The organism is Patescibacteria group bacterium (assembly GCA_041665365.1).
Classification (GTDB): Bacteria; Patescibacteriota; Patescibacteriia; order UBA9570; family UBA9570; genus UBA9570.
The window spans coordinates 1-23,219 of record JBAYIY010000006.1; the positions used below are offsets into that span (position 1 = coordinate 1).

Annotated in this window: 20 protein-coding genes, 5 tRNA genes and 1 rRNA gene; 14 read left to right on the forward strand and 12 right to left on the reverse strand. The window is 39.8% G+C overall.

Translation table 11 applies throughout. The features are described 5' to 3' along the window. A 16S ribosomal RNA gene (locus WCV88_03360) occupies window positions 1-584 on the forward strand; the annotation flags it as partial. A 171-nt stretch (window positions 585-755) separates the two neighbouring features. Here WCV88_03360 and WCV88_03365 read toward each other — a convergent pair. Genes WCV88_03365 through WCV88_03375 form a run of 3 tightly spaced genes read right to left on the reverse strand, consistent with a single transcriptional unit; the run spans window position 756 to window position 3,465 of the window. Further along, window positions 756-1,433, reverse strand: a complete 678-nt coding sequence (locus WCV88_03365; GenBank protein MFA6475221.1) for a fibronectin type III domain-containing protein — start codon at window positions 1,431-1,433, stop codon at window positions 756-758. Next, a complete protein-coding gene (locus WCV88_03370) occupies window positions 1,430-2,746 on the reverse strand; it encodes a hypothetical protein (GenBank protein MFA6475222.1) in 1,317 nt (438 codons plus the stop codon). The genes WCV88_03365 and WCV88_03370 overlap by 4 nt, the downstream gene beginning before the upstream one ends. A gap of 2 nt (window positions 2,747-2,748) precedes the next feature. Then, window positions 2,749-3,465, reverse strand: coding sequence for a dolichyl-phosphate beta-glucosyltransferase (locus tag WCV88_03375; protein MFA6475223.1), 717 nt, complete (start codon window positions 3,463-3,465; stop codon window positions 2,749-2,751). Between the two features lie 82 nt (window positions 3,466-3,547). On the opposite strand from WCV88_03375, the gene WCV88_03380 reads away from it, so the two are divergent. The 4 genes from WCV88_03380 (at window position 3,548) to WCV88_03395 (ending at window position 5,351) form a co-directional block, all read left to right on the forward strand. Beyond that, window positions 3,548-3,621: transfer RNA gene (locus tag WCV88_03380), tRNA-Ile, on the forward strand. Window positions 3,622-3,625: 4 nt separating this feature from the next. Beyond that, window positions 3,626-3,697 (forward strand) — tRNA-Phe (locus WCV88_03385). Between the two features lie 89 nt (window positions 3,698-3,786). After that, window positions 3,787-4,380: a hypothetical protein gene (locus WCV88_03390; protein ID MFA6475224.1), complete on the forward strand. Its 594-nt coding sequence runs from the start codon at window positions 3,787-3,789 to the stop codon at window positions 4,378-4,380. Next, window positions 4,377-5,351, forward strand: a complete 975-nt coding sequence (locus tag WCV88_03395) for a hypothetical protein (GenBank protein MFA6475225.1) — start codon at window positions 4,377-4,379, stop codon at window positions 5,349-5,351. Before WCV88_03390 ends, WCV88_03395 begins: the two co-directional genes overlap by 4 nt. Here WCV88_03395 and WCV88_03400 read toward each other — a convergent pair. Next, window positions 5,326-7,311: a carboxypeptidase regulatory-like domain-containing protein gene (locus tag WCV88_03400; protein MFA6475226.1), complete on the reverse strand. Its 1,986-nt coding sequence runs from the start codon at window positions 7,309-7,311 to the stop codon at window positions 5,326-5,328. The two genes, WCV88_03395 and WCV88_03400, sit on opposite strands and share 26 nt — an antisense overlap. A gap of 139 nt (window positions 7,312-7,450) precedes the next feature. Between WCV88_03400 and WCV88_03405 the strand changes: the two genes are divergently transcribed. Next, window positions 7,451-7,523, forward strand: a tRNA-Pro gene (locus WCV88_03405). On the opposite strand, the gene WCV88_03410 is transcribed toward WCV88_03405, so the two are convergent. After that, complete coding sequence (locus tag WCV88_03410; protein MFA6475227.1) at window positions 7,500-8,906, reverse strand: glycosyltransferase family 39 protein; 1,407 nt, start codon at window positions 8,904-8,906, stop codon at window positions 7,500-7,502. The genes WCV88_03405 and WCV88_03410 overlap by 24 nt on opposite strands. A gap of 78 nt (window positions 8,907-8,984) precedes the next feature. Between WCV88_03410 and WCV88_03415 the strand changes: the two genes are divergently transcribed. After that, window positions 8,985-9,899 (forward strand): ATP-grasp domain-containing protein, encoded by a 915-nt coding sequence (locus tag WCV88_03415; protein ID MFA6475228.1) that lies wholly within the window; start codon window positions 8,985-8,987, stop codon window positions 9,897-9,899. On the opposite strand, the gene WCV88_03420 is transcribed toward WCV88_03415, so the two are convergent. After that, on the reverse strand, window positions 9,886-11,412 hold the full coding sequence (locus WCV88_03420; GenBank protein MFA6475229.1) for a hypothetical protein: 1,527 nt from the start codon (window positions 11,410-11,412) through the stop codon (window positions 9,886-9,888). The genes WCV88_03415 and WCV88_03420 overlap by 14 nt on opposite strands. Window positions 11,413-11,463: 51 nt before the next feature. Here WCV88_03420 and WCV88_03425 point away from each other — a divergent pair, with 51 nt between their 5' ends. The 7 genes from WCV88_03425 to WCV88_03455 all read left to right on the forward strand — a co-directional run bounded on the left by WCV88_03425 (window position 11,464) and on the right by WCV88_03455 (window position 16,316). Then, complete coding sequence (locus WCV88_03425) at window positions 11,464-12,120, forward strand: VTT domain-containing protein (GenBank protein MFA6475230.1); 657 nt, start codon at window positions 11,464-11,466, stop codon at window positions 12,118-12,120. 160 nt (window positions 12,121-12,280) lie between these two features. Further along, window positions 12,281-12,351 (forward strand) — tRNA-Gly (locus tag WCV88_03430). 128 nt (window positions 12,352-12,479) lie between these two features. Continuing rightward, on the forward strand, window positions 12,480-12,728 hold the full coding sequence (locus tag WCV88_03435) for a GIY-YIG nuclease family protein (GenBank protein ID MFA6475231.1): 249 nt from the start codon (window positions 12,480-12,482) through the stop codon (window positions 12,726-12,728). Window positions 12,729-12,830: 102 nt separating this feature from the next. Beyond that, complete coding sequence (locus WCV88_03440) at window positions 12,831-13,310, forward strand: prolyl-tRNA synthetase associated domain-containing protein (protein MFA6475232.1); 480 nt, start codon at window positions 12,831-12,833, stop codon at window positions 13,308-13,310. Window positions 13,311-13,326: 16 nt separating this feature from the next. Beyond that, window positions 13,327-14,949, forward strand: a complete 1,623-nt coding sequence (locus WCV88_03445; protein MFA6475233.1) for a hypothetical protein — start codon at window positions 13,327-13,329, stop codon at window positions 14,947-14,949. A 42-nt stretch (window positions 14,950-14,991) separates the two neighbouring features. After that, window positions 14,992-16,182 (forward strand): DUF3048 domain-containing protein, encoded by a 1,191-nt coding sequence (locus WCV88_03450; GenBank protein MFA6475234.1) that lies wholly within the window; start codon window positions 14,992-14,994, stop codon window positions 16,180-16,182. A gap of 63 nt (window positions 16,183-16,245) precedes the next feature. Then, a tRNA-Gly gene (locus WCV88_03455) sits at window positions 16,246-16,316 on the forward strand. A gap of 1 nt (window position 16,317) precedes the next feature. Here the strand turns inward: WCV88_03455 and WCV88_03460 are convergent. The 6 genes from WCV88_03460 to WCV88_03485 all read right to left on the reverse strand — a co-directional run bounded on the left by WCV88_03460 (window position 16,318) and on the right by WCV88_03485 (window position 23,218). Next, the gene (locus tag WCV88_03460) at window positions 16,318-17,568 is read right to left on the reverse strand and encodes an FAD-dependent oxidoreductase (GenBank protein MFA6475235.1); all 1,251 of its coding nucleotides are present in this window, start codon (window positions 17,566-17,568) and stop codon (window positions 16,318-16,320) included. Continuing rightward, a complete protein-coding gene (locus tag WCV88_03465) occupies window positions 17,541-19,142 on the reverse strand; it encodes an NAD(P)/FAD-dependent oxidoreductase (protein MFA6475236.1) in 1,602 nt (533 codons plus the stop codon). Before WCV88_03465 ends, WCV88_03460 begins: the two co-directional genes overlap by 28 nt. 3 nt (window positions 19,143-19,145) lie before the next feature. Next, window positions 19,146-20,066: a thioredoxin-disulfide reductase gene (gene trxB / locus WCV88_03470; GenBank protein ID MFA6475237.1), complete on the reverse strand. Its 921-nt coding sequence runs from the start codon at window positions 20,064-20,066 to the stop codon at window positions 19,146-19,148. Window position 20,067: 1 nt separating this feature from the next. Next, complete coding sequence (locus WCV88_03475) at window positions 20,068-20,868, reverse strand: thioredoxin domain-containing protein (GenBank protein ID MFA6475238.1); 801 nt, start codon at window positions 20,866-20,868, stop codon at window positions 20,068-20,070. A gap of 82 nt (window positions 20,869-20,950) precedes the next feature. Next, window positions 20,951-22,459, reverse strand: coding sequence for a phosphoenolpyruvate carboxylase (gene ppcA, locus WCV88_03480; protein ID MFA6475239.1), 1,509 nt, complete (start codon window positions 22,457-22,459; stop codon window positions 20,951-20,953). Between the two features lie 39 nt (window positions 22,460-22,498). Continuing rightward, window positions 22,499-23,218 (reverse strand): glycosyltransferase, encoded by a 720-nt coding sequence (locus tag WCV88_03485; GenBank protein MFA6475240.1) that lies wholly within the window; start codon window positions 23,216-23,218, stop codon window positions 22,499-22,501. Window position 23,219: the final 1 nt, after the last annotated feature.

A 23,219-nucleotide genomic window follows, 5' to 3' on the forward strand; every position in this document is an offset into this window, starting at 1 on the left:
CAAGCGGTGGAGCATGTGGTTTAATTCGACGATAAGCGAGGAACCTTACCAGGGTTTGACATCTAGCGAATCCCGCAGAAACGTGGGAGTGCCTTTTAGGAACGCTAAGACAGGTGCTGCATGGTTGTCGTCAGCTCGTGTCGTGAGATGTACAGTTAAGTCTGAAAACGAGCGCAACCCCTATCTCATGTTAAATATCCATGAGAAACTGCCTGGGTTAACCAGGAGGAAGGTGGGGACGACGTCAAATCAGCATGGCCCTTACACCCTGGGCTACACACGTGCTACAATGGGTAGGAACAAAGGGAAGCCAAGTCGCAAGACGGAGCAAATCCCATCAAAACTACCCCCAGTTCAGATTGAGGGCTGCAACTCGCCCTCATGAAGCCGGAATCGCTAGTAACCGTGTATCAGCCATGGCACGGTGAATACGTTCTCGGGTCTTGTACACACCGCCCGTCAAGCCAAGAGAGTCGGTAATACCCAAAATCCCTCCGTTTGGAGGGCTTAAGGTAGGATCGATAATAGGGGCTAAGTCGTAACAAGGCATCCGTAGCGGAAGCTGTGGATGGATCACCTCCTTTCTAAGGAGTTACGGTGTATCGTCTGTTTTGTACCTCACAACAGACACACAAGTCGCGGTCTCTGATTTTCGCCACAATTTGAAGGTTAATTATAAAAAAACATAACAAACATATTGTTATTGTTGTTGTGTAGAGACATGCCATGGCATGTCTCTACACAACAACATGTTTTTATTTCACGATAAAATATTTCTTCGCGTACTCCCCTTTGCTATTTTTCCTGGCCACAGCCCGTATCTTCACATTATACATCACATGATGTTTAAGATGCTCAATTATTGTCCCAGTACGTTTTTTTCGTAAACCTAAACCAACTTGTTTACTAAAGATTACTCGACTCCCCCGTTTGATAACTAATTGATAATATCGAAGTTTTTTGCTGCGTGGTACATTTTCCCAGGATATATCAGTTTGTGTATGATTAATTTTTTTAATACGGATTTTGGTTGGCTTAGCCGGTAAAGTCCGAAAAGCTTTATACAGCGACCATGCGGTAGACTTGACCTTAAACTTATAAGCCAAATTACTTTGCAAATCACCCGCCAATACACTTGTTTCAGTTGCAGCTATATTAGTTTGATCAACCATTAACGAAGCATCTGTTTTATGTATTTGCATTCGATAAACTGACTCTGCACTGCTGCATCCACTAAAAGTGACTGGATCCCAAGAAAAAATAATGTGATTCTTATTAGCACTATATGTAGCCGCTAAATTATTTGGTCTCTCTGCCTGACAAGTAATGTTGTAGCCGTAACCATAGCCCAACACTTCCATTTGTTGGTTTAAACCAAAGGCGACAATACTGCCAACCACCAAAAAACTTAGACCATACCAGATTATTTTCATTCTGCTAGTATACGATAAATTCTTAATCCAGACCATGGTGCCGAGTTAACATCTTCCCATAATAACTCTTTATTATTTATAGTTATCTGTTGTTCAGCGAAATCATCCACAATAACCACATCACCCGCTTGAGGGGTCTGATAGGGTACACCAGTGTATGTGTCTTTATCCGGCCTATCTGGATAGGTGCCTCCGGTTAGGCTAATAAATAATGCCGACTTTGGTAACTGACCGGTGTAAAGTTTATGGATGCTAGGATAAGGTGTAATGATATTTTCATTTGGATAATCAGATAAAAATTTATAAGCCGCTTTAAAGTTAGGTTGTGGGGTAATACTTTTATAAGTAAATGGTGAATTTACAGAATCAGATTCTAACCAGTAATTTGTTTTAGGTATTAAAGTGATTTGATTTTGCCAGATTAAAATTATTACTGCTAATAAAACAACTAATTTAGATTTTTTCCATAACCAAACTATACCAACACTACTGAAAATATACATGATTGGTAAAACGATAAATAAATAGCGATACTGTAATAAAGGTACAATAAAACTGAGTATTATTAACCAACCAAGTAAGATACTAATAAACCAATACACTAATTGTTTGTGCTGTTTAACTGCTACACCAATACCAATACACATTAAAACAATAAATACATAATAGGTTGTGAAAAAATAATAGAGATAGTGCCACCAATAATTTACATATGGTGTAACCGGAAATATAAAATGATAAACCAACCCAGTTAATATTGTTGTACTAATAATATAGATTAGTACTAATTTAGGTGAATACTTTTTTATGATCTCATACCAAAAATAGAACAAAAGCAAGGCGATGCCAAATTCATGAATACTAATTGTTATTATTGTTAAAAGAATTGGCCAATACCACTGAATATTTTTCTGTCTATATTGCTGATATAAATATAACGACAGCCAAAAACATAGTTGTAACAGCATATACATTCTGGCTTGTCGTGACCAAGCAATCTCTATCGTTGCTGTGGCGAACAGCACACTTGTGATTAAACCTACTATCGGTGAAAACCATTTTTTCGCAATAATATAGCCAACCCCAACCATACCCACTCCGGTAATAACAGATAGCATACGATAACCAACAAAGATACTAGTACCAGCTAATAGATAGTGATAGAGTGACGATCGCCAGACTACCGGCCAACCGTGTTCGATGATTGACTGCGCCGTACTAATTGAAAAACTCTCATCAATCCAAAAAGACTGGCCGGATAATTGCCACACCCGAAGTATTATTGAAACAATGATGACTCCACCTAAAAACATTATCAATTTTGATACACTCCCCTGTTAATATTTCGTCTAATTTGTAAAACATCTTTCAGACTTTTCCAATAATCACTTAATCGTACCGTACTATCTGGCACATCATGCCATTCCACTGGGATTTCTTTTAATCTTCCACCAAAGTATTGCAATAAATATATCAATTCAACATCGCCAGCAAAGCGTGTGACCTGCATTTTAGAAACCGCTTGACGAGCCAGTGCTGTTCGACACAATTTAAAACCACATTGGGTGTCTTGAAATGTCACACCGGTTACTAATCTAATTATTTTATAGGCTAATAAACCAAACCATTTGCGCCAAATACTTTGCTCGATAGTAATGTTCGCTCGCGCTATCCGACGTGAACCAATAAAACCATCATAGTTACCGGTTAACTCTGGTAAAACAGAATCCAAAACTGCTATTGGTGTAGCCCCATCCGCATCATACAACAAAACCCAGTCATGTTTGGCTGCTTCCACACCAGTCCGAAAAGCGGCAAACTTACCGGCATTGTGTGATTGTCGTAATACTCTAACTTCGGCCATGTGTAATTGTTCAACTTTTTGGACAGTTTGATCGGTTGATCCATCATCCACTACGATAACCTCAATTGAACGATTAAGGCGTTGACAATAACTATGAATGTGTTGCAATGTTTGTGGCAAACGTTTCGCTTCATTATAAGCAGGAATAATAATGGATATACTAGGCATGGGGACATAATACAAGCCTAGTCTGTTCATGGCAACTTGCAGAAAATAGACTGTTTGGTATACTCCCGTGGCGTTGATATACGGGCATATAGCTCAGTTGGTTAGAGCGCAGTCCTGATAAGACTGAGGTCTCTCGTTCAAATCGAGATATGCCCACACTGCCGAGATAGCTCAGTGGTAGAGCGAAGGACTGAAAATCCTTGCGTCGCCAGTTCAATCCTGGCTCTCGGCACATCCAGACCAGCTGACTGCTGGTCTTTTTGTATCAGTGAATTATTGATTAAATCCAACTTTTGCTATAGACTATTTATTATTATGACTATGTTAATTATACCTACAATAGTTGAACCAATTACTGATCTCGTATTTGGATTAGTGGGAATAGCCTTTCTTACGTTTCCTATTGTTTTATTTTTTATCTTTTTTATTTTGTTAATTCAGTCACTCATAAAACAAATTCGTGCTGTTCAACTCGCTGATCTGACTCGCATTCAACAGATTAGCCGCCGATCGGTCATCTTAGTTTGTTTATTTGGGATAATTGTAGATCTGGCAATTTATACTATTTCCTATGCAGTTAATAATATATTGACATTCCCTGGTAGTAATACGGATAGTCCGCCAATCGTGGGTAATTTAATATTTAAATTAGTGGGTTCTTTATATTATCCCTCTATTATTTTTGCATCTTTCACTATCAATGATTACAACCCAGTTATCCTAATCCTGACCTTGGTGTTGGCAATTGTATTAATAATCATACATCGACAAAATAAAATACAGAAAGACCAAAAACATCATTTTCACAAGCCTATTTTAATCGCTTGTCTCATTGGTACTGTATTGAGTGGTTTATTTTATATATTATCGTATGTTTTTGGTATAATTTATCTCCTTGTCTTTTTGGAAATATGAAAAAATTCTTGGCTGGCTTATTAGCCTTTATCATCTTAGTACTTTTCCCGATTGTGCTGATTAGCACAATCACTATCTATTGGGTGTTTACACCTAGTACGATTAAAAAAGTTATTCATGCTAGTGAAATTGGTGAAAATTTACCTAGTTTAATTGTAGCACTAACAGCGCAGCAAAACAGTGAAACAGCGACAGCGGCACAATTTGTCAGTACAACTTTTTCAGCCCAAGATGTCTATAGTCTAATTGATCCATTAGTAGATGGTATTGGCGTATGGTTTGGCACAAACAAACCAATTGAGCAACTAAACCTGACAATAAACATTTCCAACCTCAAAACTAAACTGGCTCCGGCTATTACAGAAAAACTAAACCAATCTGATATAAAATTACCTTGCACCGCGGGTGTACCAACTGCCAGTGAAACATTCAATATTGGCTGTCCGACCGACACCACTTCTTTCAGTGATGAAATTATGAAAAACATTCCTGATACTATCAATGTTCAAGATACGCTACAACAACAGCTGGTAACGAAGGGTAACGGTGAACAACTAACTATGATAAACCAACAAATCAACACGTTTCGCACCTATTGGGCTTGGCTGCATTGGATAGTATGGCTAGGTTGGATTGTTATGGCCGTAAGTTTTTTGCTTATTATTCTACTGCGTCTACATCCCGGTTATGCTCCTTTTGGCTGGTTGGCCTGGATGTCTATACTGGAAATGCTTGAACTAATACCATTAACTCTAATAGTCTGGCTGGCTCCGCAATTTATTTTACCCTGGCTATCAGGCAGTTTTGACAACGCCATTGTTACTGTTATCAACAAAGCCGTGGCGGCTTTATTCAATGTTTATTTATGGCCATTACTAATAGTAGCAGCCGGTTTGTTCATTGGTAGTATCTTTTGGTTTATTGTTCGGTTTATTGTCAAACAGTCTATTTCTCGGTCAACGCAAAATTGATGTTTTTGGTTTCTTTGTTAGCTGAAACATGTGCACTGGATGTATCGGTTTGATAAGCTGTGCTGATAATATAGACAGTATATTTACCTGGTGCTAATCCATCTAAAGTATAATACCCATTGTAATCTGCTGTGGCGACAACTGATTCATTTTTCACTCTAACAGTATAATAACTGAGCGGTAAACCAGTAGCTGCATCACGAATTTGTCCAGAAATTGACCCGGCCACTTGTAATTTCTTATTCAGCTCCTTAGATTGACCCTTTTTGGCGTGTACCGTGACCACCTTTTCAACGTAGCCAGTAGTGCTTATTTTTACAGTGTACTTACCGGCCTGTAAACTACTAATGCGATAATTACCATTCATGTCAGTATAAGCCGAACCATAACCAAGATCCGTGGCAGCTTTGGTTGATGCCGTCACTAAGGCATTGTGGATCGGTGAACCATTTTTGGCTGTCACTCTGCCAAAAATTACGGCCGCTTCATAAAGCTTGTAAGTTTTTCCAGACACAGCCGTTGTGAGATCAAGGTTCTCTTTTTTATATTTAATATAACCACTTTGACTCACTTGCACACGATAATGTCCAGGATTGATGTTATTTATGATAAATGTTCCATCGGTAAAAGATGTGGCTGTATAATCATATGAACTGGAACGTGGTTTGTTGCGATTGAATAAACTAATAGTGGCGCCACCAATTGCATCGCCAGCTTGATTGACAACAATACTACCGGATAATGTAACAGCCGCGGTCAGTTGAATATTTTGATCAGCCGTTGTTTCCCCAGCTACTACTGCTACACCATAAACCACATTGGTCACAAAACCAGTTTTTGACACCGTCAAAATATAACTGGAACTAGCTTTTAACCCAGTTAATGAAAAAGTTCCATCAGCGGCCGATGTTGTACTGTATGTACTACCCTTTCCATTATCAGCTTGAATCGTGGCATCGGCTATGACAGTTGTGCCGTCTCCCTCCAAGATAGTTCCGGTCATCGTTCCGGCTTCATGTAACACCACATCATTACCTGTTGAAGTGGATTCGTCAGCCGTAATGTCAAAAGACTTCGATTTTGTCACGAAGCCATCGGCCGTTACAATCAGACTGTAATTACCAATCGCTGTTCCGTCGTAATCGTACAAATCATAAACATTTATCGTATAATTACCGGCACTATCAGTGGTGACATGATATGAATACGATGAATTTAAATCATCTAACGTCACAGTAGCACCAACGACAGGACTAGCATTGGCATTAACCACATTACCCGATACGGTACTTTGACCGGTTAGAGTAAAATTTTGTGTTGTGGTTGTCTCATTGTCGCCTAGTGTTAAATCATCTATCCGGGTGCCAAAATAGCCAGATGCCGTAACAACAGCATAATATTCACCAACCGCTGATTGGGTTGTATCCGGATAAGGGGATGGTGATGTAAAATAAGCACCGGAATAGGCTGAATAATCATAACCTGAACCAACTGTATAACCATTGTTATTAGTATAACTAACATAAGCATTATAAATCGGTGTGACTCCATCTGATTGATAAACAAACCCACTAAATTTTGCCCGCCTGGTTAAACTTAAATTTACACTTTTATTCTCACCCTCAGCCAAAACGAAAGATTGTAATTCTTTTATGTAAACAGTATTAACTTCCCCCCCTGAACTTGTAGAAGTATACATTATATAATCACCGGCTGTTCCGGTACCATCATCAGTAATAGTAATAGAATATGCTCCGACAGCATCAGTGTAATCCCAATCATAGGTTCCAGTAACGGCATCCTCTACATAAACGTATAATGATGATACCGGTGTTCCTCCAGTACTATTTGTTACCGTACCAGACACTACCGCATCGGCCGCGCGCACGGGTTGCGCCCCCAGCGTCAAACCAATTAATGTCATTAAACTAACTGTAAAAATTGCATATATTTGTTTCATACATCTAATTATACCACTAATATTATATTAGTCACTCACTCTAGACAGGTAATACTATAATATATATACTACCCACGCTTTACCGTAGGTTAAGCGGAAGCGGGTTTACCCGCCGGAGCCGAACCGTGTGAGGCGTAGGCGGGGATTAGCGCAGTTGGTAGCGCGTCTGGTTTGGGACCAGAAGGTCATCAGTTCGAGTCTGATATCCCCGACAGTAAAGAAAAGGCTCCAATCTTTTTTTCAACTACTAAATTTGGATAAGCCGTTGGGTTAGTTGTCACAAGCATAAAATTACCGACCGGTAATTGTACTATTTGATCAGAGTCATCTAAAATCGCCCAGGTTGATAAATTATCGTTATTAAAGTTTGTATTTAATATTTTCATTTGGCGGCGATTATTTTCACCAGCATAATACCGTCCAATAACAAAATCACCTGGATTATCCCAAATAATTTGTTTGCTGCCATAATATTGTTCGACTGCCGTTATGACGGGTGGATAGGTAATAATATATTCCCAGGGTTTAATTAGGCTGGTTAAAATAATAAATACACTCAGACCACCAATTATGATGAATTTTTGTTTAAACTGACCTAGACCCAACACGATAAAAATAACAGTAAAAAGAGCGGCACCAATTAGATAGCGTTCCACAAAAAGTTTTTGTCCAAATAGTTGTAGGAACATTGTCATGGCAATAGAAAACGCCGCCATAAAACCTACTACTTGCAGTGATTCATTCAGGCGTCTTTTTAAGATTAAAATTAAAACCAATATAATTACTCCAAACACAATTAATATCCCAATTAAATTTACAATTAGCCATGGCACTTGATAGGTTAAAGCTGCTGGAACTCCCCCCATACCTAAGGCCGAACCAAACAAAAAAATATGAAAAGTGCTTGGCAGATGATCAAACCAGATAGTTGGAACCCAAACTAAGGCACGGTGTGTTTGTACCTGCTGTATAAAAAAAGGTAGCCAAGCTAAACCACCAACTAATGGAATTAAATACACCCTTAGATTGGCGCGTTTCTTATAGACATCTACTAACATAAATCCAACTACAAAAATGATACCAATATAATGAGTCAGTAAAATAGCTAATAACACAACACCTAACCAAAACCGTTTTTTTAATGTTAATAAGTAAAGCGCCAACAATAAAAGAAATCCTAACAAAGCATACATCCGTGCTTCCTGGCTATAATTTATGAAAAAACGATCGCTAGCTATAATTATTGTAGCCACCGTGGCTGTTAAACCAGACTGACTCCAATGTTTTACCGCTAGATAAACTAAAATGATTGTGGCCACACCAAACAATACCGAAAATGATCTTAGCCCGACTGAGCCTGAACCAACCAGTTCAGTCCAAATTTTTAGTAGACAGTAATATAATGGTGGATGCACATCTTGCACAATAATGTGCAACATCTCCCCCCAGGCTTGCCGCACTGTTATACCGGTAAACGCCTCATCGTACCAAAAATCCCGTGCCCCTAAACCCAACACACGCAATATTGTTCCAAGTACTACACTCACTATCACCGCCACTATTTCCCAATCGGCGGTTAACCTCTTATTTATCATATCAATACACTACAGTATTTAATGTTGTTGTTCAAACATTGGATTGACGAATATCAAAAAAACCGCTTAACTGCCACTATGATTAAGGCGATTGTGGTTTACTTTGATGATCCAAGTGCCATGGGTTATCCCTTTGATGAACCGAATTATTATTTGTCGTACCAAGGTTTTAGTGAGTTGTGTCAAAAACATAACATTGATTTTTATATTGCCCGCGGCTCGGAGAGTTATTTAGGTCATAGCCAATTTCGGTCTGGCTGGCAGTTCGGAGAGTCTGGTCTGATTAAAATTAATCACTCCATCACGGCTGATGTGATTTATGTGAAAGGTAATACTTTAGTCACAGAGCCAGGTGTGCAACGGGTTAATCAAGCTGGTTTAATGGATATCTGCCGAAATAAATTAAAAACTTATGCGCTGTTTGGCCAATACATGCCGCAGACTTTGCCTTTACCGGAAAAAAATTGGCCTGATGTTATAAAAAAAATTACTACTGATAAAATAGTCATAAAACCAGTGTCGGGCATGGAAGGTCGTGGTATTGTCGTAGTTGATAAAACTCAGTTTGATTATACCCAACTGGATCAAAGTCATGCTCCCTTTCTCGTGCAAGAATTTATTGATTGCTCGGCTGGTATTCCCGGTTTAGTAACCGGACGACACGATTTACGTTTATATATCTTCAATGGCGTAATGAAACTGGCCGAATACCGCCAACCAAAAACGGGTAGCTATCTTGCCAACGTGGCGCAGGGTGGTTCGCTGACAGTACTTAATTTAAATCAGGTTCCTAGTTGGGCAAGTGAGTTTGTTAATATTATCGACCAGCACCTGACAGAATATTATCCCAGAATATACACCATAGATTTAATGTATGCTCAAAATCGTCCGTATTTGGTGGAATTAAATAGTCGACCTGGTTTGCCATATCCAGGTTGGTCTTACTACAATGATTTACACCGTTATATCCTAGAAACTCTTACGAAAAATTAATACACGGTTCTAATTTTTTGTTCAAATCAATGGCGGTGACAATTTGATCTGGGGTAATAGCCGCTAGAGCTGGATCACGCTGGGCTTCCGTAGTAACATAGCGATATAATTCAGGCATGGCCGGTAATAAAGATTCACGCACTGTTAAATTTTTAGCCATGTGCTGGATGGTTGACCATGTTTTATCGGTTCCATAAAGATATAGATCTAAGCCAGTGGCTGGTATTAATTTACCAGCGGTGGTTTGCCCATAGGCTAATAAATAGCCATCCCCCATTTCTTTGGTTTGCGCCCGGGCACACACTTCAATACTGCGATAATTTTGTCGGTCAACATTCATCTTAATATAAGCATTCTTCATGTCGGTAAGATAATTTATCTGATTGAAACCCCCTAAACATTTCAGACCGTAATAAAATGATAATACCAGAAAATCCATTAACGTGGTCGGAAATATCTCTCGTTTTTGCAAGGCTGCTTCAATGGCCGCGGGAGTTAATTCAACCCGATAACTACCATCTGGTGTCTCGAGAAAATTGCCCTTTTTCCATAAAGCGATTTTATATTTACTTCCTTTGGGTAATGACCAAAATAAATAACTGCCATATTGCTGTGGGATAGAAAATGCTCCCATGATATCATCAAAATAGCGCACCAATTCAGGTTCGTATTTGGTATCAAACAACATGTGTTGAATGACAGTATCTTGATATAGGTGATAGCGTAAGATTAATTCAGTAACAATAGTTTCTTGTTCAATGGATATTAATCTGGCTGGTGCCACTTGGTGTGGACCAAAAAACCGTTGCCACAAACGATCATTGGTTTTGGTCATTTGCTCGGCAAAGGTATGACTGGTTAAAACAGTATCGTCTAAATATACTTTTTGTAATAGATCATCAATTTTGTCAGTTAACAACAGGGATACTTTTTTTTGTCTGGCCATTTTTTTTACATCGTCCACTACGGTTAGCATTTGTGGTTTAGTGTAGGCTGGCCAATTAAACACCGGACAAGCTCTGGCTGTAGCCGGTACAAAATTTATTCTCTCCAAACTATTTTTTTGATCAGAATTATGAAATAGTAAACCCCGCGGAAAAGAAATATTACGAAATGAAATGTTTGAACAAGCTAACACCAACACAAATTGTAAATTTGGATCTTGATGGGCTACATGTGCCGTCGCCGCCAATAAATTTGCGTTGGTAAAAGACGGATCAGTCATTGGACCAAGATGATCACTAGTGGACACAAAATAATGTTTTTCTAGTTGTTTACCAACCCCAATAGCGGTTTCTTTATCAAACAAACTCTCAACTGTTTGAGTAATAGTTGAAATTATTTCATCTTGTCTTTTTTTAATCGGTGGATTCAAATTAACGTCGGTATACAAACGAGCATACTCACTCAACGTTTTGTGACCTTGTTTATCCATCAATTCACGCAACACTGGTCTGCGTTCCAGCACAGCCGTGGCTAGCCGCTGATAATCAGGATCATCTCCCGTTGCCATAGATAATGTAATACATTATACTCAGTCTACTTTATTTTTTAGCCTTAGTCAATGTCAAAAATTATCATTTCTTGGCGTCATATTATCACCGTCGTTCTGGTTCTCATCATATTTGCCGTGATCTATTGGCTACTTTATGGTCTAGTCTTTTCTCTTGATATGACTGGTTTTAACAAATTCATTAATCAGTTCGGCGCCACTGCTCCACTGGTCATGATTGGGTTAATTGCCATTGAAGTAGTTGTCGCACCATTACCAGGCGGCTGGCTCGCTGTGGCAACCGGCTACATGTTTGGTTCTGGTTTAGGATTTCTTTATGCCTTTATTGGTACAGTATTAGGTTCGGCCGTGGCTTTTGAATTATCACACTGGTTAGGCAGACCATTTGCCATACGTTTAGTCGGAGAACAAAAATATAATCTCTATAGCGAGAAGATAGGCAATTCAAAAATTGGTTTATGGTTACTGTATTTAATCCCATTATTCCCGACTGATGTGTTAAGTTTTGTACTCGGTGTTAGTGGTATGCGCCGCAAAGATTACTACCTCATTATGATACTGGGTTATTTACCAAATATTATCGCTTTAAATTTTATCGGTGAGGGTATCTCTCAACCAAAATACCGTTATGCCATGTTGGCTCTTGTAGCTGTAGTTTTGGTCTATTTTGTCTGGAAGACCACTGCTAAACGAGTTATACACACATAATACACAGTTCTATGCACAGTTAGCTGTGCATAGTGCATTGCCAGTGCGTGCAAAAACCCGTACGATGTTAGCTGTCATTCTGACGTAGCGGAGGTAGCATTATGACACTTCCCTTACGCCAGCTAGACCAAGCATATCCCCTCAACAAGGGAATGCTTTGGCGGGTGTCGTATAATGGTAATACTTCTGCTTTCCAAGCAGATACCAGGAGTTCGATTCTCCTCACCCGCTCAATTTTTTCTCTGAGAAAAAATTGAGCGAGGCTCGCCCTCGGAGGGCGGCCCGCTCTCTTCTTGGATAATTGAATTTAAAAATTGAGCGAGACTCGCTTAGTACCCCTTTGTCCTAGATAAATCACTATGTTTTTTACTTATATTCTTTTCAGTGAAAAAGATCATCGAACCTATGTTGGTTTTTGCCAGGATATTGCAATCCGCCTAAAAAACCACAACTCTGGTTTGGTTAAATCAACCAAACATAGACGTCCATTTAAATTATTTTATTTAGAAAAACACCCAACAATAACCGAAGCTAAATCCAGAGAAAAATACTGGAAAAGTGGTGCCGGTCGAAGACAGTTGAAAATCCTTTACGAAACTAATAAATAATAAAACAGGATCATTTAATTTGATCATGCTCAAGATTGTTAACTTTCTTTAATTACTTATTTAGCAACAACAATACTATTATTTCGTGATATACTATCTGTCATGCAACTAATCTACGACACACTCGCTGCGCTTAATATTCCTTATCAAACACACTCGCACCCACCGGTTTTTACTAGTGCTGAAGCCGCCCAGTATTTTGAACATATTCCTGGTGCCCATGTGAAGAATCTGTTTTTGCGTAACCGCAAAGGTGATAAACACTATTTATTAATAGTACTCGATAATAAAACGGTTAACCTAAAACAACTCGCCCAATTATTAAATGAAAAACAACTCAGTTTTGCCTCACCAGATAGATTGATGAGATACCTACAAGTTACGCCTGGTTCTGTGTCAGCCTTGGGAGTGGTGTTTGATACCACTCATGCCGTAACCGTGTTATGTGATAGTGCTGTGCAAACCTACACTGACATTAACCTGCATCCAAATATTAACACCAAAACATTACAACTCGCTCTCTCAGACCTACAACGTTATTTTGCCAAAACTGGCCACGCTGTACAATTTATATTAGTGTGATACATTCTTTATACCTATGCAAACTAATTGTCGCGTTTCCAATCAACCATTTATCATTACAGATGATGAAATAAAATTCTACGATCGAATCTCACCAACTTTTGCTGGCCAACGTTTCCAAATTCCAACTCCAACTTTGTCACCAGTCGAACGTATGCGGCGCCGGACAGCTCATCGTAATGAAAACTTTTTTTATCGCAATCAATCGGCTATATCAAACAAACCATTCATTGCACTATTTGATACCGATACCCCCTATAAAATCGTTAGTCAAGCCGAATGGAACTCAGAACAATGGGATCCATTAGATTACGGCCAACCATTTGACTCAAATAAATCATTCTTTACCCAGTTTCATGAACTACAACTCCGTGTCCCAAAGGCCAATGTAGTGGCAATTGGTAATGAAAACTGTGATTACACTACTGGCACGGGTTATTGTAAAAATTGCTATTTGATTAACTCCTCAGAATATTGTGAAGATTGTTATTATGGTAAATTATTCCAAAATAGTAAAAACTGTGTAGATTGCGCATATGTGTATGATTCTGAATTATTATATGAGTGTTTTAATGTGCAAAAAGGTTATAACTGTAAATATGTTTACAACTCCCGTGATGTAGTAGACAGTTGGTTTTGCGATAATGTTAGTGGCTGTCAAAATTGTTTTTTGTGTACAAATTTAGTTAACAAACAATATTGTTTCATGAACAAACAGCTCAGCCAGTCAGATTACGAAAAAACTATCAAGGAGTACACCGACTCTGTTGAAAACATCAATAAAGCCACACAAGAATTTCAGAAACTTCGTTTAGCGCGGGTCTATAAATATGCCAACATTATGAAATCAGACGATTGCACCGGTGATTTTATTACCGCCTCAAATAAATGTTACGATTGTTACGATATCAATGACAGTGTCGATTCTCGTTATGTGCAAGTCGGTGTGGAAGTCTCTGATTTATTGGATTGCTCCAATATGTATATCAAACCACAACTGTCTTATGAAGTGTTAGGCACAATCGGTACTTATAATGTTCACTTTAGTCTATATGTTTTTCATTCGTCGGATATCTGGTACAGTGACCAAATCTTTAATTCTAAGAATTGTTTTGGTTGTGTTGGTTTGCGCAACAAACAGTATTGCATTTTCAATAAACAATATACACCAGAAGATTATGAACAAACTGTGGCGCAAATTATCACACATATGCAAACTACTGGCGAGTGGGGAGAATATTTTCCGATTGAATTATCGCCGTTTGCCTATAATGAAAGTGTCGCAAATGAGTATCTTCCCCTAACCAAGGACGAAGCTATCGCTCATGGGTTTCGTTGGAAAGAACCGGCCGTGCAATCCGATTCGAATCAAAACGATCCAACTGTGTTGCATTGTTCTGTAACTAATAAGCCGTTTAAATTGACTCCTCAAGAAATAAAATTCTATCAGCAACAGAGTTTACCATTACCAACGAAATGCCCGGAGCAACGCTATAAAGAACGTATGGCCATTCGTAACCCACGAACGCTGTGGTCACGCCGCTGCAGCAATTGCACCAATCAATTTAACACCACGTTTTCACCAGATCGAACAGAGCTAGTTTACTGCGAACAGTGTTATCAAAAAGAGCTTTATTAGTTGATGGCTGACAGTATTTAAAGAATAGTGTAGAGTGTCTCTATGCCAAGAAAAAAGAAAACTGCCCCAGTTGATTCCGATCAACAAAAGGAGCCAATAAAAGTAGTGATCGATGAAACTGATGAGACAGCAGAAGAAACAACCTCCTCTGAAGTAATTCCATCTGACAGTAAAAAACCCTCGCGTCGCAACTTAATCATTATTGTCACGGTTTTAGCCGTAGTGTTACTAAGTTTGGTTGGTGTGGTGGCTTGGCAAAAAACTCACCCAGCTAATTTTTTGCCAGTTGAAAAAAAACTCACCCATAAAAAGAAAAAGGCTGAAACTTCCACTACAGCAGCCCGCCATAGCGATGGTATGATTGTCGCTAAAGCTGATGCTAATAAAGTGCCGGCCTGCGTGATGATTGAAAACGCCGCCTTTGACGGAGTCCGCCCTCAAGCCGGGCTATCGGCCGCATCGGTCGTCTATGAAGTAATTGTTGAAGGTGGTATCACTCGTTTAATGGCAGTTTATGCAGGCGAAACGGCTGATAAAATCGGCCCAGTGCGTAGTGCTCGTGATACCTATTTAGAATTTGCCTCTGAATATAATTGTGCTTATGCTCATGCCGGTGGTAGTTATACAGCTATGCTGGCTATCCCCCGTTTTAACATGCGCAATGTAGATGCCTTATATGATGGCACTTGGTTCTGGCGCGATAACGCCAAGTATTCCCCACACAATCTGTTTACCAGCAGTGACAATTTAGATAAAGCGATCAATGATGGCCATAGTTGGAAAGATGAGCCGGTTTATGCCGTCTGGAATTTTGTTGATGATAACGCCCTACCCACAGACACAACAGCCACCACAGTCTCGATTGCTTTTGGCGGATCCTATGACGTATTATACCAATACAATGCCGACGATAAAAACTACGAGCGCACTAATGGCGGTGCCCTACAAACTGATAGTAACACTGGAAAAACTCTCACCGCCCGCAACATTATTGTACAACATGTTCCGCCTGGTATATTTATTGAAGGAAAAGGTCGAGTTAATTTTAGTGTAACAGGTGAAGGTGAGGTGGAGATTGTTCGTAATGGTGTTATAACAAAAGGCACCTGGAAAAAAGCTGACCGTTTAGATCGAACTCGGTTCTTTGATGACGCCAATAAAGAAATACCGTTAGCCCGAGGCAATACGTGGGTGGAGATTGTGCCGGAGGGAACCACAGTTGAGGTGAAATAAACAATATAACACGTAAAACACCCCCCCTTCCATATTTCATTGTGCATAGTATACTCCCCTTACGCGGGATTAGTACAATGGTAGTATGCATGCTTCCCAAGCATGAGACGCGAGTCCGATTCTCGTATCCCGCTCTTAAAAAAATCTCTCAACTAAATTCGCCGCGTAGGCACTAGTAAACCCAACCGAACTGAAATTTAATAACTCACCGACATAATAGGTGTTACTCTCACCCTGTAGTTTATCTAGTTTATCAAAATAACCTGCCTGCATAGCTTCTGAATTTACATGTGGAAAATATTTCCATGATCTCTTAGTATGAACACGCTCAATTTTACCACCCAGTTGCTGTACGACAGTTTCAATATTTTTTAATACCTCTTCATCGGATATCTTCCAATCACCCAGTGTATAAAAGGTATACAAGTTTGAATCATTGTAACGTTGATACCAAAATACCGGGTGTCCCGCCCGAGCCGCGGTGAAATTATCTGGTAAGAAGCCACATTTTTTTGGAAAGTTATTTAACAAAACTGCGTACACTCGATAATCACAGTGTTGTATTTTTGAGAACAACTCTGTTTCTTCATGACTAGCATCGAGCCATTGTAACGCTTCATCTAAAGGTGTTGTGATAATTAATTTATCAAATTTATATGCCCCATGATTTGTTTCAACTTGTATGCTACTACCTCTTTTAAGGTTGGTTATTTTAGTGTTATAAACTACTTGCTGATGTTGCGCCACTGTTTTCCATAAACTTTGTATACCATTGGGAAATTTGTAAATTTGTCTTTTGGCAAAAGCTATGATCATACTCCAAGCGTAGTATTTCACAACATAGGCCGCCGGAATGTCTGCATAATACCCATAGCCAAAACCAGTGAAGGTAGTGGCAAAAGTTTTGGCCACTAACGGGAGATTATTTTTCTTCACCCACTCTGAAAATGGGACACACAAATCTGGATCAACTTTAAGCCAACCCGGTTCATCGATGTGAGTATATTTACTACGTAATTTTCGATAGGTACTAAACAATTGTCGACCATGTAATAAACGTGTCGTAAATGAATCTCCTTCTTCGATTGGTTGCCCGGTGGCACCAGAAATAACTAAACTCTTGCCAAAATCGGCTCGCTCAATCGGAACCTGATATTTTCTGACCATATCCATCACGGTATAATCAGACGAGGCAATCACACCGGCACCCAATTCATAAGACCGTCCCTCGTATGTGATGGAACAACACTTGCCGCCAGCCTGATCGGCTTGTTCCAAAACCGTTACATTGGTATAACCCTTATTTTTCAGGGTTTCGGCTGCAGTTAAGCCAGCTGCACCGGCTCCTATAATACCAATTATTTCACTGTGCGTAGAATGTGCCATATAACATTTTTCTTTAAGATCGCTGAAGCACATAATAGACCACCCATCATACCTCCGGCAATACTGGCAATCATAGCATCTCCGCCGGTGAGAAATAGATTCTTGACTGGTGTCGTGGGTTGCAAATATGGATTACGGAATCTTTGTGGTGTTATGGCGACTCCATAAATTTCTCCTTTCGAGTGATTGGTAAAATATTTAGTCGCAAGTGGAGTAGACAACTCACAATAATCAACCTTACCTTTTACTTGTGGGACTGTTTGGTAAACAATGTCCAATAACTGTTTGGTAATGTTCTGTTTCATTTGTTCGTAATCATCCCCTCGTCTTGTCCAATTTGTTTCCTCATACTTGGTAAACCATCGATACGGCACAATAATAATGACCTCAATCGTTGAACGCTCCGGATAGGTCTTTGACCAATCTGGATCTTTGGCAGACGGAAAAGACACATATGCCACTGGCACTGGTTGATTAATATTTTTATAGCGCTCCCAGCCGACTTGGTGATTATACTCATTAGGAAATACCCAATAATTGCACGCTGGCAACTGCAAATTTTCTGGTGAGTCTTTTAAACCTATATACAAACCCATGTGGGCAATTGATGGTTTAACACCAGCTAATTTTGATTTGAAGTCATGTTGCTCCACAACCTCCGCTGGTAATAAATGTGTAAATGTATTAAACGCTCCGGCATCACTCACCACACTGTGCGCATAAATCTTCTTACCATCAACCATGACAACACCCAGTGCTTGATTATCTTTTACAATAATACTTTTTACTGCCGCGCGCACTACCACTGCACCGCCCGCTTGTTCGATCACCGGAACCATAGTTTCAGCCAGTTGGGCTGATCCACCCACCGGGTAACCCGCTCCATCCATGTAGTGATTAGCCAAGATGGCATGCATATAAAAACTACTCTCCGCTGGGATTAAACCATAATCACCATATTGCGCCGTTAACACCCCAATGAGTTGTTCATTCTGGGTTATATCGTGTAATACATCTAACGTGGTTCGATCTGAATATTTGTAAAATACAAACCACAAGAGCGGTCCTATCAACTTAGCTAACCAGGTGGGTAAAGTTTTTTCTGCAAAGTATAATAAACTAATGCGATCAACTTTTTTTAAGAGACGAAAGTATTTATCGATTGATATTTTATCCTCCGGAGCGGGAAAGTATGACTTTAATTGCTGTCTCAAATTTTCTTTACCACAAACAAAATCGTACTCTTTATCACCAAATTTAATTCGATCATAGGCATTATCTAATGGTGTCCACTTTAATTTATCTTTACTGAGATAACGAAACGCTTTACTGATCGGCGAGCCAGCTAAGTGTACTCCACCAACATAATGTAAACCGACATCCCAAATATATCCCCGCCGTTCAAACGTATGCGTATAACCACCGGCCGTATAGTGTTGCTCGAGTAATAACACCTTCTTACCATATTGCGCGAGAGCTGATCCCACACTTAACCCACCGATACCAGAACCAATAATAATAGCATCAAATTTCTCATTGGTGCGATCAAATTTATTGTAGGATAAGCCGATCATGAATCAGTTTAGACTAGCCAAATATTTTTCTACATCGATAGCGGCCTTGCACCCGGCACCAGCGGCTGTAATGGCTTGACGATAATGTTGATCGGCCACATCACCGGCAAAAAAGACTCCCGCAACATTAGTGCTGGTTGCACCATGGTCTTTAATAAAACCATTTGGTTCAAGTTCAATCTTGCCTTGAAATACTTCAGTGTTTGGAATATGCCCAACCGCTAAGAATACACCATCGATTGGTTTATCGGTTAGTTGACTGGTTTGAGTATCTTTTAATGTCACACTAGCTAGTTTACCAGTACCGTTAAAACGCTCAATAACACTATTATAGATCACTTTTATTTTTGGGTTAGCTAATGCTCGATCAATCATTATCTTGCTGGCTCGAAAACTATCTTTACGATGTACTAGCGTAACAGAGTTAGCAAACTTAGTAAGAAAATTCGCTTCCTCCATTGCGGTATCGCCACCACCAATCACAATAATATCTTTCTTGCGATAGAAAAAACCATCACAAGTAGCACAAGTTGATACTCCTTTACCTATCAACTCAGTTTCACCTGGAGCATTGGTCATACGTGACCTTGTACCAGTAGCGATAATAACAGTTTTACTTTGGTATGAAGCATCACTAGTGGTGATAGTAAAAGGCTGTTTAGAAAAATCTACTCCAGTCACTACGGAAGATTTCATCTCAGCACCAAATCGAGCCGCTTGTTTTTCCATGTTCTGCATTAGTTCATTACCATCAATACCATCAGCATAACCAGGCCAATTTTCAATTATCGTAGTGGTGGTTAATTGGCCGCCTGGTTGTTGCCCCTTTAATACCAGTACAGATAAATTAGAGCGCGCTGCATAAATAGCGGCGGTATATCCAGCTGGCCCAGACCCAACAATAATTGTGTCAAAAACCGCCATGCTATTTCAAATGACTATCCAAGACAGCGGCCACTGAATCATACGGTAAGGCACCTTCAAGTACATCAACAATCTTGCCGTCTTTATCTAAAATCAAACCATAAGGCGTTCCTTGTGCACCAAACTTCTGGGCTTCAGCGGCATCAGCGTTGACACGATCTTTGGTGGCACCGTTATCAACACAGTCTTTAAACTTAGCACCATCGGCTCCAACATCACTAGCAATAGTATAAATTTGTTCATCTGGTAAACTATTGTTTGATTCAGTTCGTTCCATCATTAAATCAAGATATTCCCAGAATTTACCTTGGTCGGCCGCACACTCAGTACCCATCGCCTCTTTTTGCGCCTTAGAATGTAAACTGGTCAATGGTAATTGTTTATAGGCCCAGGCTACTTTACCGTCATAACTCTTCATGACTTGTTGCAAGGTACTATGAAAACGTTTGCAGAATGGACATTCCGGATCAGAATATTCCAGAATCGTTAAATCACCAGTACCTCGTTTATTATGTAATGAGGCTGGATCAACTGTCCCTGATGGAATGGTCGGAGCTGCTGGATCAGCTGCAGCTGCAGCATTGGTATTCGCATTACTGTTGGCATTAGCACTTTTTTCTTTTTCGGTTGGCAATTCAACCCCTTTATACATCAACACGAGCAACACGATAAACCCAACGGCAAAGATCAGCGCGGCACTCACTAGCACTCCAGCAAAAAAGGCTAACCGGGCTGGAATACCATCAATCATCTGCATGGTACTTTTTGGTTCATCGTCCATTTTTTTAACTTCATCATCCATGATCATACTTTAAATAAATTAATTGCTACTTATATATAATATTTACTACTACAGTCTATAGTAGGGAGATTATCCGGTCAAGTTATCCTAGACTTCTCCTTAATTTACCAGCTTGCAACACCACTTCGGTAATATCTTGCTGCTGACGTTGTAAATAGACAATATCCGATGTGGCATTGCGATGTAAAAATTCCGTTGGGCTAATCGGGCCTAAGGTGAATCCAAAATACTCTTCCAGATAATTTATATCACTTTGAATGGCGCGCCAACCGGCAGACCGCTTAGCGAAATATTGTAGATTCTCTTTATTAAGGTAGCGCCCAGCTAATCGTAAATCATGTTCTAAACAATGGTAAGCTTGATGAACCAGTTCTCCTTCTCCTTTAGAGAGCTCCCGTAACGTTCTACCTGTACCGATTAGTTCTGGTGGTACACCTAATGAATACATAGCGGCAGTGAAGGTGATGGCGCGAGGAAATTGCTGTTTGCCAATTGTTCGACCATAACCTAATAAGCCAATGTGTAATCTTCGTTCGCGCCGTTTTGGTATATAGGGTGTAATTTTAAATAAATCAGACGAAATCGCTGTCACGGCCGAACGATAGTGTTGTTCAGCTTGTTGGACAATATTATTGAGAATTTTTTTATCACTAGCAGCAAATTTTTGTGGAACAGTTTTAGCTAGTTGTTGTTGTAATTGTTTAATAGCTCGTTTCACTTGAACTGGTGGGTAGTCATACCGAAAAGCTGATTGGATTGTGACGGTTCGTACGCCCCGATATTCTTCCAAAAACTGTTTGATATTATCTGGTGCGAGTGAGCCACGAAATGGCAAGGACCCGGTGCCAATAATTGGATAAACTGGAATGCCGGTATTATCACTCCACTGATACAACTCAGATAAGGCTACTTTATTTCCTAATACCGCCGGAATTAAACCAGACACAAGAGCCGGATCACTCCGTGCTAAAAATGGCCGAATATATTTTGGATATTGCTGATAGTATTTTTTATGTTGTTGCACATACCGCTGCAACAAATTTTGGATCGAGAACATTTGCTGCACTTCTTCCACTAGAGGAATAATCTCAATATAGTTAAATGAACTAGTGTTATCAGTAAATAAGCGGTGTTTAACTTTGGCTAATTTAGTAAAGGTAGTTTGAATATGTAACATTTGTTGAGCAGATGATGTCATAGGCAGAATCACCTCAAATAATGGTTTTTCACCCACTGCCATATCTTTGGCCATGTCGGCAGCCGTTAAAATGGCCATAAAGGCCCGCGCGAGTGAATAACCTTTTTCCTGCCAAATATTGGGAATGCGAAAAGTTAGGAATTGATCGCGTCCTAAATGATGCTTTTTGAAGTATTGATGATGTTCCGTTAACAAACGCTCGACGACAGCCTCATCCACATACTTACCTTCCCAATCCCACATGTACTCATTAACTCCTAAATCAGCATAGGCCGAATAGGCTTCGGCTACCTCCTCTTGGGCCGAAACAAAGCCATCGCCATCTTGCTCCCAATATGGGGCCGAGGCATTGTCGGGGTGTTGCGTAGCCATTACGGCTGGTATGTGACGCATGGCCGTATTGTATAAGGGATATTGACAAAAAGCCAGTTATTAATCGCGACGTTCCCATGGCGCTGGATTAGGTTTGCGAAAAATAAACGTGCGTATCCAATTCACAAACCAAGTCCACAAGACTTTGTTCCAACCTTCCACTCGAAAACGACGTGGTGAAATTTCTACATAAAACTTCCAGCTTAATCTGGTTTTACCTAAACGACTGAGCCGAAAAAATAAGTCGTGATCCTCATTACTGGTTAACTGTTCATTAAACCCATGAATTTGCATAAATGTCTCACGCCGTACAATTAAACACTCGCCGGAACCTTGCCCTAAACCAAGAATATTAGTCACCCAAATCAGCCAATTGCGCTGACCGAGCCAAAAATGATCAACTAATTTTCGTTCGCCAGCATAAACGTAGCTGTGGACTGTTAAACCAACTAATTCAGGATCGGCTGTAAATTGCTGCTGAACATAAGTTAACGCCGCTGGTAAGTTTGGAATACTGGAATCACAATCAAGAAACCACAACACATCTCCAGACGCTTGTTTTGCCCCACGATTACGACAAGTTCCAATGGTACTGTGCGGTTGGCTTAAGAGCACAATCTCATCAACCAGTGGTCGAGCATGGGTACAAGTTTTATCAGAACTGCCATCATCACTTAATATTATTTCGACATCTTTTCCACGCACACATTGCAAAGATCGTAGTGTTCGTAACACTAACTTTTCCTCATTGAGTGCTGGTATAATAAATGAAATTTTCATA